This window comes from Streptomyces sp. NPDC049887 (assembly GCF_040656535.1).
Lineage (GTDB): Bacteria > Actinomycetota > Actinomycetes > Streptomycetales > Streptomycetaceae > Streptomyces.
Map to the genome: position 1 here is coordinate 119,037 of NZ_JBFAMM010000022.1, position 14,278 is coordinate 133,314.

Annotated in this window: 16 protein-coding genes and 1 riboswitch; of the genes, 9 read left to right on the forward strand and 7 right to left on the reverse strand. The window is 72.0% G+C overall.

The annotated features are described in order from the left end of the window. The first annotated feature begins 63 nt into the window (after positions 1 to 63). From AB0J10_RS24825 to AB0J10_RS24850, 6 genes are all read left to right on the forward strand, one after another. Complete coding sequence (locus AB0J10_RS24825; protein ID WP_269731617.1) at positions 64 to 1,311, forward strand: MurT ligase domain-containing protein; 1,248 nt, start codon at positions 64 to 66, stop codon at positions 1,309 to 1,311. Between the two features lie 26 nt (positions 1,312 to 1,337). After that, positions 1,338 to 2,066, forward strand: a complete 729-nt coding sequence (locus AB0J10_RS24830) for a glutamine amidotransferase (protein WP_363064681.1) — start codon at positions 1,338 to 1,340, stop codon at positions 2,064 to 2,066. Between the two features lie 167 nt (positions 2,067 to 2,233). Continuing rightward, positions 2,234 to 3,259, forward strand: coding sequence for a 6-phosphofructokinase (locus tag AB0J10_RS24835; RefSeq protein ID WP_363064682.1), 1,026 nt, complete (start codon positions 2,234 to 2,236; stop codon positions 3,257 to 3,259). 105 nt (positions 3,260 to 3,364) lie between these two features. After that, positions 3,365 to 4,324 (forward strand): cytochrome c oxidase assembly protein, encoded by a 960-nt coding sequence (locus AB0J10_RS24840; protein ID WP_363064683.1) that lies wholly within the window; start codon positions 3,365 to 3,367, stop codon positions 4,322 to 4,324. 162 nt (positions 4,325 to 4,486) lie between these two features. After that, positions 4,487 to 4,645 (forward strand): hypothetical protein, encoded by a 159-nt coding sequence (locus tag AB0J10_RS24845; RefSeq protein ID WP_363064684.1) that lies wholly within the window; start codon positions 4,487 to 4,489, stop codon positions 4,643 to 4,645. Between the two features lie 786 nt (positions 4,646 to 5,431). Next, positions 5,432 to 6,148: a lysophospholipid acyltransferase family protein gene (locus tag AB0J10_RS24850; RefSeq protein WP_363064685.1), complete on the forward strand. Its 717-nt coding sequence runs from the start codon at positions 5,432 to 5,434 to the stop codon at positions 6,146 to 6,148. A 166-nt stretch (positions 6,149 to 6,314) separates the two neighbouring features. Here AB0J10_RS24850 and AB0J10_RS24855 read toward each other — a convergent pair whose 3' ends face one another. From AB0J10_RS24855 to AB0J10_RS24885, 7 genes are all read right to left on the reverse strand, one after another. Further along, positions 6,315 to 7,055, reverse strand: a complete 741-nt coding sequence (locus AB0J10_RS24855) for an urease accessory protein UreD (RefSeq protein ID WP_363064686.1) — start codon at positions 7,053 to 7,055, stop codon at positions 6,315 to 6,317. A gap of 7 nt (positions 7,056 to 7,062) precedes the next feature. Further along, positions 7,063 to 7,749, reverse strand: a complete 687-nt coding sequence (gene ureG, locus AB0J10_RS24860) for an urease accessory protein UreG (RefSeq protein WP_363064687.1) — start codon at positions 7,747 to 7,749, stop codon at positions 7,063 to 7,065. A gap of 164 nt (positions 7,750 to 7,913) precedes the next feature. Beyond that, a complete protein-coding gene (locus AB0J10_RS24865; RefSeq protein ID WP_363064688.1) occupies positions 7,914 to 8,744 on the reverse strand; it encodes an urease accessory UreF family protein in 831 nt (276 codons plus the stop codon). 2 nt (positions 8,745 to 8,746) lie between these two features. After that, a complete protein-coding gene (locus AB0J10_RS24870; protein WP_363064689.1) occupies positions 8,747 to 10,468 on the reverse strand; it encodes an urease subunit alpha in 1,722 nt (573 codons plus the stop codon). Then, positions 10,461 to 10,808 carry an urease subunit beta gene (locus AB0J10_RS24875; RefSeq protein ID WP_363064690.1) on the reverse strand — a complete coding sequence of 116 codons (348 nt, stop codon included), beginning with the start codon at positions 10,806 to 10,808 and terminating at the stop codon, positions 10,461 to 10,463. The genes AB0J10_RS24870 and AB0J10_RS24875 overlap by 8 nt, the downstream gene beginning before the upstream one ends. Positions 10,809 to 10,818: 10 nt before the next feature. Beyond that, on the reverse strand, positions 10,819 to 11,121 hold the full coding sequence (locus tag AB0J10_RS24880) for an urease subunit gamma (RefSeq protein WP_123186946.1): 303 nt from the start codon (positions 11,119 to 11,121) through the stop codon (positions 10,819 to 10,821). 713 nt (positions 11,122 to 11,834) lie between these two features. Further along, positions 11,835 to 12,125 (reverse strand): type II toxin-antitoxin system Phd/YefM family antitoxin, encoded by a 291-nt coding sequence (locus AB0J10_RS24885; RefSeq protein WP_363064691.1) that lies wholly within the window; start codon positions 12,123 to 12,125, stop codon positions 11,835 to 11,837. A 105-nt stretch (positions 12,126 to 12,230) separates the two neighbouring features. On the opposite strand from AB0J10_RS24885, the gene AB0J10_RS24890 reads away from it, so the two are divergent. The 3 genes from AB0J10_RS24890 to AB0J10_RS24900 all read left to right on the forward strand — a co-directional run bounded on the left by AB0J10_RS24890 (position 12,231) and on the right by AB0J10_RS24900 (position 14,182). Beyond that, on the forward strand, positions 12,231 to 12,866 hold the full coding sequence (locus AB0J10_RS24890) for an ATP-dependent Clp protease proteolytic subunit (protein ID WP_363064692.1): 636 nt from the start codon (positions 12,231 to 12,233) through the stop codon (positions 12,864 to 12,866). 7 nt (positions 12,867 to 12,873) lie between these two features. Beyond that, a complete protein-coding gene (locus AB0J10_RS24895; RefSeq protein WP_363064693.1) occupies positions 12,874 to 13,182 on the forward strand; it encodes a hypothetical protein in 309 nt (102 codons plus the stop codon). Between the two features lie 339 nt (positions 13,183 to 13,521). After that, positions 13,522 to 13,702, forward strand: a riboswitch (cyclic di-AMP (ydaO/yuaA leader). A gap of 3 nt (positions 13,703 to 13,705) precedes the next feature. Beyond that, positions 13,706 to 14,182 (forward strand): C40 family peptidase, encoded by a 477-nt coding sequence (locus AB0J10_RS24900; protein WP_363064694.1) that lies wholly within the window; start codon positions 13,706 to 13,708, stop codon positions 14,180 to 14,182. Positions 14,183 to 14,278 lie beyond the last annotated feature (96 nt).

Genomic DNA, 14,278 nt, shown 5'->3' on the forward strand with positions numbered 1-14,278 from the left:
TTCGGGCCGTCGCCCCGAGGTCGATAGGCTGAGCCCCGACCGACGCAAGGAGGATCAAGGACGATGGCAGGACACCCTGGCAACGCAGAGCCGCTGTCGCCGCGCGCCAAGCTGGCCGTGACGGCCGGCAAGGCCGCAGCGGCGGTGTCGCGCGCAGCGGGACGCGGCAGCGGATCGGTGATCGGCGGCCGGGTTGCCCTCAAACTCGACCCCGATCTGCTGAGCAGGCTGGCACAGCACCTGGACGTGATCCTGGTGTCGGCGACGAACGGCAAGACCACCACCACCCGATTGATCGCGGAGGCCCTGCGCGCGGCCGGCCCGGTCGTGTCGAACGCCCTTGGCGCGAACATGCCTGCCGGTATCACCTCCGCGCTCGCCGGCGGCTCGGACGCCCGCTACGGCGTGATCGAGGTCGACGAGAAGTACCTCGCCGGGGTGGCCCGCGACACCACGCCCAAGGCCATCGCCCTGCTCAACCTCTCCCGCGACCAGCTGGACCGCGCGGCCGAGACCCGGATGCTGGCCGAGAAGTGGCGCGAGGGGCTGTCCGGCAGCAAGGCCGTCGTCGTCGCCAACGCCGACGACCCGCTGATCGTGTGGGCCGCTTCCTCCTCCGCCAACGTGGTGTGGGTGGCCGCCGGCCAGGAGTGGAAGGACGACGCCTGGTCGTGCCCCGCCTGCGGCGGTGTGATGCAGCGCCCGGGGGACGACTGGTTCTGCGGCGAGTGCGGCTTCCGCAGGCCGGCCGTGAGCTGGGCCCTCAGCGGTGACCACGTCCTCGACCCGCACGGGTCCGCCTGGCCGATCCACCTCCAGCTGCCGGGCCGGGCCAACAAGGCCAACGCCACCACCTCCGCCGCGGTGGCCGCCGTCTTCGGCGTCCCGCCGCAGGTGGCACTGGAGCGCATGTACCAGGTGCAGGCCGTGGCCGGCCGGTACGACGTCGTCTCGTTCCAGGGGCGGGACCTGCGACTGCTGCTGGCGAAGAACCCGGCCGGCTGGCTGGAGACGTTCTCCCTGATCGATCCGCCGCCCACCCCGGTGATCCTGTCCGTCAACGCGCGCGGCGCAGACGGCACCGACACATCCTGGCTGTGGGATGTCGACTACACGCGGCTCGCCGGCCACCCGATCTTCGTGATCGGCGACCGCAAGCTGGACCTCGCGGTGCGTCTGGAGGTCGCCGGACTGGACTTCCGCGTGGCCGAGGACGTGGATGAGGCCGTCCGGCTCGCCCCTCCCGGGCGGATCGAGCTGATCGCAAACTACACCGCCTTCCAGGACGTCCGCCGCCGCGTCGGCAACTGACCCACTCACCGCAGAGGAACACGAGCATGAGCGACAGCAGCCTGCGCCTGGTGTGGGTCTACCCGGACCTGCTCAGCACGTACGGTGACCAGGGCAACGCCCTGGTCGTGGAGCGCCGCGCGCGCCAGCGCGGCCTGGGCGTCACCCGCGTCGACGTCCGCAGCGACCAGCCGGTGCCGACGTCCGGCGACATCTATCTGATCGGCGGCGGCGAGGACCGGCCGCAGCGGCTCGCGGCCGAACGGCTGCGCCGTGACGGCGGGCTCTCCCGGGCCGCCGCCAACGGCGCGATCATCTTCTCGGTCTGCGCCGGCTACCAGATCCTCGGCCACGAGTTCATCAACGACCTGGGTGAGCGGGAGCCCGGCCTCGGTCTGCTCGACGTGGTCTCCACCCGCGGCGAGGGCGAGCGGTGCGTCGGCGACGTGCTGGCGGACATCGACCCGCAGCTGGGCCTGCCGCAGCTCACGGGCTTCGAGAACCACCAGGGCATCACGCATCTCGGGCCGACGGCCAGGCCGTTCGCCCGGACCGTCCTCGGCAAGGGGAACGGCACCGGGGACGGCACCGAGGGCGCCTACAACGACACCGTCTTCGGCACGTACATGCACGGTCCGGTGATGGCCCGCAATCCGCAGATCGCGGATCTGCTGCTGAAGCTGGCGCTCGACGTGAACGCGCTGCCCCCCACCGACGACCGGTGGTACGAGGCACTGCGCACGGAGCGCATCGCCGCGGCCACTCAGCCCGCCTGACGGGCCGCTCGAGCGCCGTTCGTACGTATTCCGGGCCGTACGAGGACACGGTGTCCACTGTGCGGACGTCCGGTTCGGCACCCGCCACCCTGCGCCGGTAGGGTGGCAGGGATCCAACCGGACGACGTGGTCCGGGAGTCGGCCCACGTTGCAAAGGTTTTCGGGCTATGCGCATTGGTGTCCTCACCTCCGGCGGCGACTGCCCCGGGCTCAACGCGGTCATCCGCTCTGTCGTGCACCGCGCCGTGGTCGACCACGGCGACGAGGTGATCGGTTTCCACGACGGCTGGAAGGGCCTGCTGGAGGCCGACTACCGCAAGCTCGACCTGGACGCCGTCGCCGGCATCCTCGCCCGCGGCGGCACGATCCTCGGCTCCTCGCGGGTACAGCCCGCGCATCTCGTCGACGGCGTCGAGCGGGCCAAGGGACACATCGCCGAACTGGGCCTGGACGCGATCATCCCGATCGGCGGCGAGGGCACGCTGAAGGCGGCGAACCTGCTGGCCCAGGCCGGCCTGCCGATCGTCGGTGTGCCGAAGACCATCGACAACGACATCGCGTCGACCGACGTCACCTTCGGCTTCGACACCGCCGTCGGCGTCGCGACCGAGGCCCTCGACCGGCTGAAGACCACCGCCGAGTCCCACCAGCGCGTGCTGATCGTCGAGGTCATGGGCCGGCACACCGGCTGGATCGCCCTCCACTCCGGCATGGCGGCCGGTGCGCACGCCATCGTCGTCCCCGAGCGTCCCTTCGACATCGAGGAGCTGACCAAGCGGGTCGGTGCCCGGTTCGAGGCCGGCAAGCGGTTCGCGATCGTCGTGGTCGCGGAGGGTGCCAAGCCGCGCGAGGGTTCCATGGACTTCGACGAGGGCGGCAAGGACGTGTACGGCCACGAGCGCTTCGCCGGTGTCGCCCGGCAGCTCTCCGTCGAGCTGGAGGAGCGGCTCGGCAAGGAGGCCCGACCCGTGATCCTCGGCCACGTCCAGCGCGGCGGTACGCCGACCGCGTACGACCGCGTCCTCGCCACCCGGTTCGGCTGGCACGCCGTCGAGGCGGCGCACCGCGGCGAGTTCGGCATGATGACCGCGCTGCGCGGGACGGACATCACGATGGTGCCGCTGGCACAGGCGGTGGAGACGCTGAAGACGGTCCCGCAGGACAGGTACGAAGAGGCCGAGACGGTCCTCTGACGGGGCTCGCGGACGAGGAACCGCCCCCGGTCGCAGCCGCGGCCGGGGGCGGTTCTAGTCTTGTCCGGACAACACGCGCGAAACAGACGCTCCAGGAGTACGCAGATGGATCACAGCGGGCACGGCGAGCACGGGATGCCGATGGACCTGCCGCCGTTCACGCTGGGCAGGGGGCTGGAGTTCTCCGCGGATCCGTTCTTCCTGGCCGGCTGCCTGGTGGGGCTGGCGCTCTACGGCTGGGGTGTGGCACGGCTGCGCCGGCGCGGCGACGCCTGGCCGGTGGGCCGGACGGTCTTCTTCACCGTCGGTGTGCTGAGCATCGCGCTGGTGATGTGCACCAGGCTGAACGACTACGGCATGGTCATGTTCAGCGTGCACATGGTCCAGCACATGGTGATCAGCATGCTGTCGCCGATCCTGCTGCTGCTCGGCGCACCGGTCACCCTGGCGCTGCGCGCGCTGCCGCCGGCGGGCCGCGGCCGCAAGGGTCCCCGCGAGCTGCTGCTCACCGTGCTGCACAGCCGCTATATGAAGATCATCACGCACCCCGCGTTCACGATCCCGATGTTCATCGCGAGCCTCTACGGCCTCTACTTCACCCCGCTCTTCGACTTCCTCATGGGGTCCAGGCCCGGCCACATCGCGATGATGGTCCACTTCCTCGCCGTCGGACTGATCTTCTTCTGGCCGATCATGGGCGTGGACCCGGGCCCGCACCGCCCCGGCTATGTGATGCGGATGCTGGAGCTCTTCGCGGGCATGCCCTTCCACGCGTTCTTCGGCATCGCGCTGATGATGGCCACCGAGCCGATGGTGCGGGCGTACGCCGATCCCCCGGCCTCACTCGGGATCAGCGCGCTCTCCGACCAGAATGCGGCGGGCGGCATCGCCTGGGCGTTCAGCGAGATCCCGTCGGTGCTGGTGCTGATCGCGCTGGTGTTCCAGTGGTATCGCTCCGAGCAGCGCCAGGCCGTCCGCAAGGACCGGGCCGCGGACCGGGACGGCGACAAGGAGCTGGAGGCGTACAACGCGTATCTGGCCTCCCTCCAGGCACGCAGCCGCTGACCGGGACGAGTCGCCCGGCCCGGCGGCTGCACCAGGGCGCGCCGGCCGGCGCGCGGTGGCCGCTGCCCGGGAGTAGCGCGCTCCCCCGCTGAGGGGTGACGATGGCTGGACGGCCCCCGACCGCGGCCGTCAGCCGCGGCGCAGGCCCGGAGGAGGGCGCGCATGTCCGGTTCCACGAAGACGATGGGTGTGCTGACCGTGGCGTCCCTGGTGGTCGTGACCGCCTACACCGCGGCGCTCGGCAGCAACGGCTGGCTGTGGTTCACCTGGGTCGTGCTGGGCCTGGTCACCGTGGGGATGCTCGTGTCCAAGCCCACCTGAGGACGGTGGGCGGCCGCTCCGTCATCGGCGGGCGCGGCCCGCACGGGACTCGCGCGGGCTCAGCACCAGGTGGGGGATGCGGCCGACGCCGTGGGGGCCCGCTCCGCCCGGGCCGCACGACCGCCCCCGTACGTGCCTGCGGTTCGGACGGCCCGCCGGCCGCGATGTCGCGGTGCTGCCGGGAGGTACCTTCGGCGGGCCGCCCGTCGGCGAAGGCCGGCGTGCACGGGACGATCCCGGCCGGGAGCGCGATGCCGTGTGCCGGCGCGGGCCGGTGGATCTCCGTCACGGCCTCTCAGGACAGCCTCCGGGTGCCGGGCCGGGAACGGCACTCGCCGGCCGGGGCATCCGTGACCGCGCCGGGCCCCGAGCGGGACGACGGCCAGGAACCGCAGCCACGGCTCCCGCCAGCTCCCGCCGGGCACGACGGCGGTCACCCAGGCGGCGTCGAGGGCGGCCCTGATGCGCCCCACGCGCGGACCCCCACGGTGTCCCGCTCGTCGAAGGTCAGCGAGGCCGCTCCGCCCACACGACGGGTCCGGCGTCGACGAGAGCGATGATCCTCGTGATACGCGCGTGACGACGATCGGTCTGAACGGCACTCATGGCGTGCCCCTACCCATGGCGGCGTCTGAAGGGCTGTCATACAACTGGGCAGGGCAGTCGGCACGAGTCCGCTCGGACCCGGGGACGGACGACCGGCCGTGCTGACCCCCGGGTGCGTCCGCGCCGTGATCCGGCGCCACCCGGCCCCTGAGCCGAATCGGCAGAGTTGGGAGCGACACCGTGTTCTACTACGTGCTCAAATACATCATCCTGGGGCCGCTGCTGCGGCTGCTGTTCCGGCCCAGGATCGAGGGCCTCGAGCACGTCCCGGCAGACGGCGCGGCGATCGTCGCCGGCAACCACCTGTCGTTCTCCGACCACTTCCTGATGCCGGCCATCCTCAAGCGGCGCATCACCTTCCTCGCCAAGGCCGAGTACTTCACCGGTCCGGGGATCAAGGGCCGGCTGACGGCCGCCTTCTTCCGCAGCGCGGGACAGATCCCGGTGGACCGTTCCGGCAAGGAGGCGGGCCGCGCCGCCATCCGCGAGGGCCTCGGCGTGCTGGGCAAGGGCGAATTGCTCGGCATCTACCCGGAGGGTACGCGGTCCCACGACGGACGGCTCTACAAGGGCAAGGTCGGCGTCGCGGTCATGGCGCTCACCGCGCGGGTGCCCGTCGTGCCCTGCGCGATGGTCGGAACCTTCGAGATCCAGCCCCCCGGGCAGGTAGTGCCGAAGATCAAGCGGGTGACGATCCGATTCGGCGAGCCGCTGGACTTCTCCCGCTACGCGGGGATGGAGAACGAGAAGGCGGTGCTGCGCGCCGTGACGGACGAGATCATGTACGAGATCCTCGCCCTGTCCGGACAGCAGTACGTCGACGAGTACGCGGTGAAGGTGAAGGCCGCCGAGGCGGACGGGGCGCGGGGCAGGAGGATTCCCCGGCTCAGGCGCTGACGCGTGTGGACGGCCGCGGTGCCGGCGGACCGGGGGCCGGGGCCGGCGGACCGGTACAGCGCCGGGACGGCGGCGGCCCCGGAGAAGCCGGCCCGGTCGGTCGGCGTGCGGTGGGACCGCGCGCCCGTGTGCGGCCCCGCGCCGGGCACGGGAAGCGGCCCGCCGGTCAGCCGCCGGCGAGATCGCCCAGGGCGGTGTCGAGCAGCCGGCGCAGGCGCAGGGCGTCCGGGGCGACGGCGGTGACCAGCACGGCAGGCCCCGCGAGGGGGGTGAGCACGGCGGTCTCCCCGAGCCGCCTCGGCTCGGGAGGCTTGTCGTCGAAATCCGGGTCCACCACGAGCAGTTGGCCGACCGCCCGGTGCCCGCCGAGCACCGCACCGCCGTCCCAGCCGCCGGGTGCGCCGGGACCGGAGGCGAGTTCCTGGTCCAGCAGGGGGCGTCCCTCGCGATGGACGGTGAGGCGTGTGGTGAGCGTGCCGGTCTCCTCGCCGTACCGGCCGAGGATCTGCTCGTCGCGCAGCACGAGCCGCGCCGTCGCGGCCAGCACCGCACGCGTGTGCATCCGCAGCTCGCTGCCGCGCGCCGAGATCAGCTGCTCGGGCAGCCAGCGCAGTTCGGCGTCCTCCCCCACGTCCAGCGAGATGTCGTAGTCGGCGGCTCCCGGGGTGCGCCCGGGCAGCGCCACGGTGGCCGCTGCGGAGTCCACGTGCAGCCGTGCGCCTTCGCGCACGTGCGCCTCGATCGCGAGCCGGTCCCCGCCGAGCGGGGCGCTCATGGCGCCGACGACGGTGACGCGCGTGCGGGGTCCGTCGGCGCGGGTGCGGCGCAGGGCCAGCGGACCGTCGCTCTCCAGCACGGGGAGCCCGTCGCGTTCGGCGACGACCCGTGCGGTCGCCCGGACGCTCATCAGGCGCTCACGCGGAGGTCCAGGCGCGGAGCCGGTCGCGCACCCACCCGGCGACCGGACGGACACCGTCCTCGCCGGTCAGCGAGGTGAAGAGGACGGGGAGTTCGCCCCGTTGCTCCTTCGCGTCGCGGGCCATGCGCCGCAGATCGGAGCCTACGTAGGGGGCGAGGTCGGTCTTGTTGACGACGAGGAGGTCCGCGGTGGTGACTCCCGGCCCTCCCTTGCGCGGGATGTCGTCGCCGCCGGCCACGTCGATCACGAAGATCTGGGCGTCCACGAGGCCCTTGGAGAAGGTGGCGGTGAGGTTGTCGCCGCCGGACTCGACGAGGATCAGGTCGAGCGGTCCGACCGCGTCCTCCAGCTCCTCGACCGCTTCGAGGTTGGCGGAGATGTCGTCGCGGATCGCCGTGTGGGGGCAGGCACCGGTCTCGACGGCCTGGATCCTCTCGGGCGGCAGGACGGCGTTGCGGAGCAGGAACTCGGCGTCCTCGCGGGTGTAGATGTCGTTGGTGACCACGGCGATGGACAACTGGTCGCGCAGGGCCCGGCAGAGGGCGGCGACGGTGGCGGTCTTACCGGATCCGACCGGTCCGCCGAGTCCGACGCGCAGCGCGCGCCGGGTGCCGTCGGGGCGCAGGGCGTCGGCGCTCACGGCGGCCTGGCCGGGACTCTCCTGCGTGTGGTCGAGATGCATGGGGCGGCTCCCTCGTGGTGCTGCGGAGCGTGTGCGGCTCCGGGGTCCGTGGTGCTGATGCGTGGGCGGTCGTGCTGCGCCGGGGCTGTGGGCTTTGGCCGTTCGCTGTGCGGTGCTGCGGCTCCGGGCCGTGTGGCGTGTGGTGCTGCGGGGTGTGGAGTGCTCTACGAGGCGAAGAGCCGTACGGGCCAGGCGGCGTGCTGCTCGGCGGTGATGTCCAGCAGCGGGGCGGACGCGGCGGGAAGCGCCTCGGGGCCCCGCTCGGCCGCCAGCCGGGCCGCGGTCACCGCTCGCCCGGCTACCCGGTCCATCTCGGGGGCCAGCCGGGCGAGGACGGCGGTGGCCTGGTACGGGTCCAGGCTGAGCAGCCGCACGGCGGCGGTGGCAGGTCCGCCGACCGCCTCGTACACGGCGCAGTACGCGGCGTCCTCGGGGCCGAGGCCGGCGGCACGGGCGGTGACCCCCAGCACGACGGGCTGGTGCGCCCCCTTCGGCAGGGCACGGGCGAGGGCGTCCAGTTCCGGTGACGGCCAGGTGGCGCGTGCGGCCCGCATCAGCTGCCGGCCGAGTTTCCGTGCCGATGCGCGCAGGGCGGGGGACGGGGTGCGGGCGTCGGCCGCCGCGTCCAGTGCGACCGGGTCGAGTCCGAGCGCGGCAGCGGCGGCGAGACCGGCGGCGGTCAGACCCGTGGTGTGCAGCCGTCCCCGGCAGAAGTCCGCGAGATCCCGGGCGCCGCCGAGCCGGCCCGCCCTGACCGCGGCCTCCGCCCCACCGGAGTGGGCATGCCCACCGGCGGGGAAGCGCCCGTCGGCGAGGACGAGCAGCGCGGCGCGCGCCGGGGCACCGGAACGTGGTCCGGCCTCCTCCGCCCGGTGCGCTCCCGCGGCCGCGTGCCCGTCCCCGGTGGGCCCGGTGCCCTGGTCCCGGCCGGGCGCCGGGAGGTGACGGAGGCCGTTCACTGGGGCCTCCGGGTGCGGATCCATGACTTCGCTCATGATCAGAACAGGAAGTAGCGCTGGGCCATGGGCAGTTCTTCGGCGGGCGCGGGCTCCACCGGGTCGCCGTCGACGGTGACCGTGAAGGTGTCGGAGTCGACCTCGACGCGGGGCAGGGCGTCGTTCTCCCTCATGTCCGACTTGGTGACACCGCGGGTGCTGCGGATCGGGACGAAGCGCTTGCCCAGTTCGAGGCGTTCGGGCAGTCCGTCCTCGATCGCCGCCTCGGCCACGAAGTTGAACGAGTTGGCGGCCGGGGCCCGGCCGAGCGCACCGAACATGCGGCGCGGGAGCACGGGCTGGGGGGTGGGGATGGAGGCGTTGGCGTCGCCCATCTGCGCGTAGGCGATCTGTCCCCCCTTGAGGACGAGCTGGGGCTTCACACCGAAGAAGGCCGGCTCCCACAGGACCAGGTCGGCGAGCTTGCCGGGCTCGACCGAGCCGATCTCGTGGTCGAGGCCCTGGGCGACGGCCGGGTTGATCGTGTACTTGGCGACGTACCGGCGGGCCCGCAGGTTGTCGGCGCGGCCGTCGCCCGGCAGGGCACCGCGGCGCCGCTTCATCGCGTGCGCGGTCTGCCAGGTCCTCAGGACGACCTCGCCGACGCGCCCCATGGCCTGGGAGTCGGACGACACGATGGAGATGGCGCCGATGTCGTGGAGGACGTCCTCGGCGGCGATCGTCGACGGCCTGATCCTGGACTCGGCGAAGGCGAGGTCCTCCGGCACCGCCGGATTGAGGTGGTGGCAGACCATCAGCATGTCGAGGTGTTCCTCGATGGTGTTGACGGTGTGCGGTCGCGTCGGGTTGGTGGAGCTGGGCAGGACGTACGGCTCCGAGACCACCGTGATGATGTCCGGGGCGTGCCCTCCGCCCGCCCCTTCCGTGTGGTAGGCGTGGATCGTGCGGCCCGCGATCGCCGCGAGGGTGTCCCCCACGAAGCCGGCCTCGTTGAGGGTGTCGGTGTGGACGGCGAGCTGTGCGCCGGTCTCCTCGCACACACCGAGGCAGGCGTCGATGACGGCCGGTGTGGCGCCCCAGTCCTCGTGGATCTTGAAGCCGAGCGCACCGCCGCGCAGTTGGGAGTGCATGCCCTCGCGGGACGTCGTGTTGCCCTTGCCCAGCAGCCCGATGTTGACGGGGAACGCCTCGAGTGCTTCGAACATCCTGGCCAGATGCCAGGGTCCGGGGGTGATCGTGGTCGCCTTGGTCCCCTCGGCCGGCCCGGTGCCTCCGCCGACGAGGGTGGTGATCCCGGAGGTCAGGGCCTGCTCGACGACCGTGGGCGAGATGAAGTGGACGTGGGCGTCGACCGCGCCCGCGGTGACGATCTTCCCGTTGCCCGCGATGACCTCGGTCTCCGGTCCGATGACGAGGTCGGGGTGGACGCCGTCCATCGTGTCAGGGTTGCCCGCTTTCCCGATGCCGGTGACACGGCCGTCGCGGATGCCGATGTCCGCCTTGACGACTCCCCAGTGGTCGATGATCACCGCACCGGTGACGACCGTGTCCGGGGCGCCCTCCGCCCGTGTCGCACGGGACTGGCCCATGGACTCGCGGATCACCTTGCCGCCGCCGAAGACCGCCTCGTCGCCCGCGCGCCCGGGACCGCCGGAGCGGTCCTCCTCGATCTCGACGAGGAGATCGGTGTCGGCGAGACGTATCCGGTCACCGGTCGTGGGGCCGAAGAGATCGGCGTACGCGGCGCGCGTCAACTCAGGCACGGGAGGCTCCGTTCTCCGCCGGGGTCCCAGGCGTGTCGAGCGGTCCCGCGGTCTCGCCGCGCAGACCAGGGACGACGCGCAGTCCGGCGATCGGTACGAGTTCGACCTCGACGGGGACTCCGGGCTCGAACCGGACGGCGGTGCCGGCGGCGATGTTCAGCCGCAGGCCGCGCGCGACCGCGCGGTCGAAGTCGAGTCCCGGGTTGGCCTCGGCGAAGTGGTAGTGGGAGCCGACCTGTACGGGCCGGTCGGCCGCGTTGAGTACGGTCAGCCGGGTGACCTCGCGGCCCTCGTTGAGCCCGACCGGTCCGTCGGCGTGCAGGATCTCTCCGGGGATCATCGGCGCTCCGTCAGACGATCGGGTCGTGGACGGTGACGAGCTTGGTCCCGTCGGGGAACGTCGCCTCGACCTGGACGTCGTGGATCATCTCCGGGATGCCGTCCATGACGTCGTCGCGGGTGAGCACCTTCCGTCCGGACGCCATGAGTTCGGCGACGGTGCGCCCGTCGCGTGCGCCCTCCAGGATGTGCGTGGTGATCAGGGCGACGGCCTCGGGGTGGTTGAGCCTCACCCCTCGTGCCCTGCGCTTCTCCGCGACGTCCGCGGCGACATGGATGAGCAGCCGTTCCTGCTCGTGCGGCGTCAGTTGCACGTTCTCCACCTCACAGTCGGCCTGCCCGGACGCAACCGGGTGCGGCGGTCGGTCGGCGGATGTCAGCGGTCCGCCGACTCTCCACGGCCCTTCCGCCGCCAGGGCTTGAACGTTAGGTCGGAAGTTTTTCCGGCGCGTTAACTGATCTTCGGCACTTTCATGGAACCAGCGCGCGGCCCGTCCTCCGGCACCCCGGCGCGTACGCCACCGAAAGCGCCTGCCGCGGGAGGTCACCCCGGTCCCCCGCGCGACCACCGTCCCGGCGAAGCGGTCCGCGGGCTCGCCGGCCTGCGCGATCCCGCTCTGCCGACGGGCCGTGCCCGGCGACTCCTGCCGGCCCGCCGCGCGATCACGGTGTCGCGCCGACTCCGGCCGGCCACGGCCCTCCCCTACGGCCCCTCGACCGGCTCGCGGCCCGTCGGCACCGCACGACCCGCCCGTCGACGTCGCGGGACGGCCACCCCCTGGAGCATCCTCCGAGCACCCGCAGGGGACGTTCCACGTGCACCGCCACGGCGGGGCAACGGCCCGGGCGGCGATCGAGGACCGCGTCGTGCACCGAGCGGTCGCGATGACGTCGCAGGGACCGACAGCGCCGACGGCGTCCGCCGCGAGTCCGTGGCCGCCCGGCTGCTTCTCGCCGTCCACGCAGGACGGGCCACCCGGCCGGCGGCGGTGGGCACGCGCCGACGACGCCGTGGCTCGCCGGCCGGTCAGGAGCCGCCGCCCGTGCCGGGTGACCGGTGCTCCGCGGCGATGCCGAATCGGCCGCGTTCGCCGGGAGCGGACGGCTCCGTGGAGCGCAGCGACGACACGGAGGTGATCACGGATTCATCGGCAGCCTGCTCCGCGGCCTCCAATCGCTCCAGGTCGGCAGCGGACACCAGGGCCACGAGCGGCTTCCCGTGCCGGGTCACGACGACCCGTTCGCCGCCGTAGACGACGCGATTGATCAGCTCGGCGAGTTCAGCTCGGGCTTGCGTCACCGGAATCTCGTAGGCCATGCTCCCCATCATAACGGTCTGTACGTCCTGTACATTTCTTACCGAGGTCGTAGCAGACGCCGCAGACACGGCCGCCGGGTGCGGCCGCTCGAGGAGTGGTACGCCGTGAAACTTCCGTCCGCCCGTCATGTCCTGCCCGAGTTCACCGAACGCACGAGCGGCGGGAGGCGCACGCTCGACCCCTACGCCAAGCTGCTCGACGAGCGGATCGTCTTCCTCGGCGCCCCCGTCGACGACACCTCGGCCAACGACGTCATCGCGCAGTTCCTGTACCTGGAGTACTCCGCGCCGGACCGGGACATCTCGCTCTACATCAACTCACCCGGCGGCTCCATCAGCGCCATGTCGGCCGTCTACGACACGATGCAGACGGTGACCTGCGACGTCGTCACCACCTGCCTGGGACAGGCCGCGTCCACCGCCGCCGTGCTGCTCGCCGCCGGCACCCCGGGCAAGCGCATGGCCCTGCCCGGTGCGCGCGTGGTGGTCCAGCAGCCGTCGCTGCCCGAGCCGGTACAGGGGCAGCCCATCGATCTGGACATCCGGGCACGCGAGTTGCTGCGGCTGCGGGAGCAGCTCACGGCCATGCTCGCCCGTCACACCGGCCGGAGCGCCGAACGCATCGCCGCCGACCTCGACCGCGACTGTGTGTTCGACGCCGCGGGAGCCCGTGACTACGGACTGATCGACCACATCATCAAGAATCGGAAGACGTCCCTGACTTCCGCCCGTCTCGGGTGAGCCGGCGGTGCTGCCACCCGAGCTGCCACCGCTGCCCGCACTGACGCGCGCCGAGAGCGAGTTCATCGACGCCTGGCTCGAAGTGATCGACCAGGTGGGAAGGATCAACCCGGCACGCGGGAGACACACGTATGGAGCCCTCCGCGCCGCACAGGCCCTGGTCGCCCGGGCCACTGAGCTCCGCGACGCTCTGACGGTCATGCACATGCGAGGCGAGAGCGAGCTGCACACCGTCACATTGGCCCGCGCGCTACGGGTATTGGGCGGGGAACGCCGAGCCGCCCGGATCACCGTGCCACCGGAGCAGCAGAGTTGACGGCCGCCGTGAAAGCGCTACCCCGGCACCTACGACCCGCCCGGGAGGCGTACGACCGGGTGTCGCCCATCCGGACCAGTGAGCGCTTCGACTTTCGTCCCGTGCGAGTTGCGCAACCACATCGCCCGATCGGCCCAATGACGCGCTGCGCCGCAGGTACGGGGCTCGTCACCCGGCGACTCCCCGTCCCCCGAACGGCCCTGTCCACTCGAACAGATCAGTGGTGAGGAGCCTCACAAATCGTCGTTTCGACTCGGAAATCCGGCAGTTCGTGAGTCAAGATCCCTGAGACGACAAGCCCCCGCCACCGCGGCGGGGCGGTCCGGGCGGACGCCGAGTCCTGCCGCCGCACCGGATGCCTGGTCGACATGAGGGCTTCGGCAGGAGTGGAGGACCCAGCAGTGCGGGTCTGCCACCGGAGCGGTGGCTGGTCCTTGGGGTGAAGCCGCGTGAGCGGCCGGGCGTCTTCGCCAGTCCGAACCCGACAGGTCATCCTTCACAGGCGGCTGACGAAGGGTTGCGCATGACTGCGCAGACACATCTCCCGTCCCTGCTGTCCCGGACGGGTGCCGTCTCGGCACTCACGATCGCCGCCGTCGGCGGCTCGCTGATCGTGCCGGGCGGTGCGCCGGAGGCGCAGGCGGCCTCCGCACACGCGACGAAGGCGCTCAAGGTCGCCGCGTCGAAGAAGGGAGCCCCGTACAGGTACGGAGCCACCGGTCCGAGCCGCTTCGACTGCTCGGGGCTCACGCTCTACGCCTACAAGAAGGCGGGCAAGCAACTGCCGCGCACGGCCCAGCAGCAGTACAACCGCACCCGTCACATCTCCGCCTCCCAGCGGCAGCGCGGTGACCTGGTGTTCTTCCACTCGCGGGGGTATGTGTACCACGTCGGCATCTACGCCGGGGCCGGGAAGATCTGGCACTCGCCGAAGACCGGTTCCGTCGTGAAGCTCACCAAGATCTGGTCCAAGGGCGTCCGCTACGGGCGCGTGCGCTAGCTGTATTGCCCTGTGAGGTTGGGGACGCGGGTGGCGGGTGGTTGGCCTTTCAGCGCGGTGTGTCCGCGGTGGTGATTGTAGGTGTGCAGCCATGCG

What these genes read in the sequence shown, in the direction of transcription:
- AB0J10_RS24825 (WP_269731617.1), top strand. Translation starts at nt 64, where the DNA reads ATGGCAGGACACCCTGGCAACGCAGAGCCGCTGTCGCCGCGCGCCAAG.
- AB0J10_RS24830 (WP_363064681.1), top strand. Translation starts at nt 1,338, where the DNA reads ATGAGCGACAGCAGCCTGCGCCTGGTGTGGGTCTACCCGGACCTGCTC.
- AB0J10_RS24835 (WP_363064682.1), top strand. Translation starts at nt 2,234, where the DNA reads ATGCGCATTGGTGTCCTCACCTCCGGCGGCGACTGCCCCGGGCTCAAC.
- AB0J10_RS24840 (WP_363064683.1), top strand. Translation starts at nt 3,365, where the DNA reads ATGGATCACAGCGGGCACGGCGAGCACGGGATGCCGATGGACCTGCCG.
- AB0J10_RS24845 (WP_363064684.1), top strand. Translation starts at nt 4,487, where the DNA reads ATGTCCGGTTCCACGAAGACGATGGGTGTGCTGACCGTGGCGTCCCTG.
- AB0J10_RS24855 (WP_363064686.1), bottom strand. Translation starts at nt 7,055, where the DNA reads ATGAGCGTCCGGGCGACCGCACGGGTCGTCGCCGAACGCGACGGGCTC.
- ureG (WP_363064687.1), bottom strand. Translation starts at nt 7,749, where the DNA reads ATGCATCTCGACCACACGCAGGAGAGTCCCGGCCAGGCCGCCGTGAGC.
- AB0J10_RS24865 (WP_363064688.1), bottom strand. Translation starts at nt 8,744, where the DNA reads ATGAGCGAAGTCATGGATCCGCACCCGGAGGCCCCAGTGAACGGCCTC.
- AB0J10_RS24875 (WP_363064690.1), bottom strand. Translation starts at nt 10,808, where the DNA reads ATGATCCCCGGAGAGATCCTGCACGCCGACGGACCGGTCGGGCTCAAC.
- AB0J10_RS24885 (WP_363064691.1), bottom strand. Translation starts at nt 12,125, where the DNA reads ATGGCCTACGAGATTCCGGTGACGCAAGCCCGAGCTGAACTCGCCGAG.
- AB0J10_RS24900 (WP_363064694.1), top strand. Translation starts at nt 13,706, where the DNA reads ATGACTGCGCAGACACATCTCCCGTCCCTGCTGTCCCGGACGGGTGCC.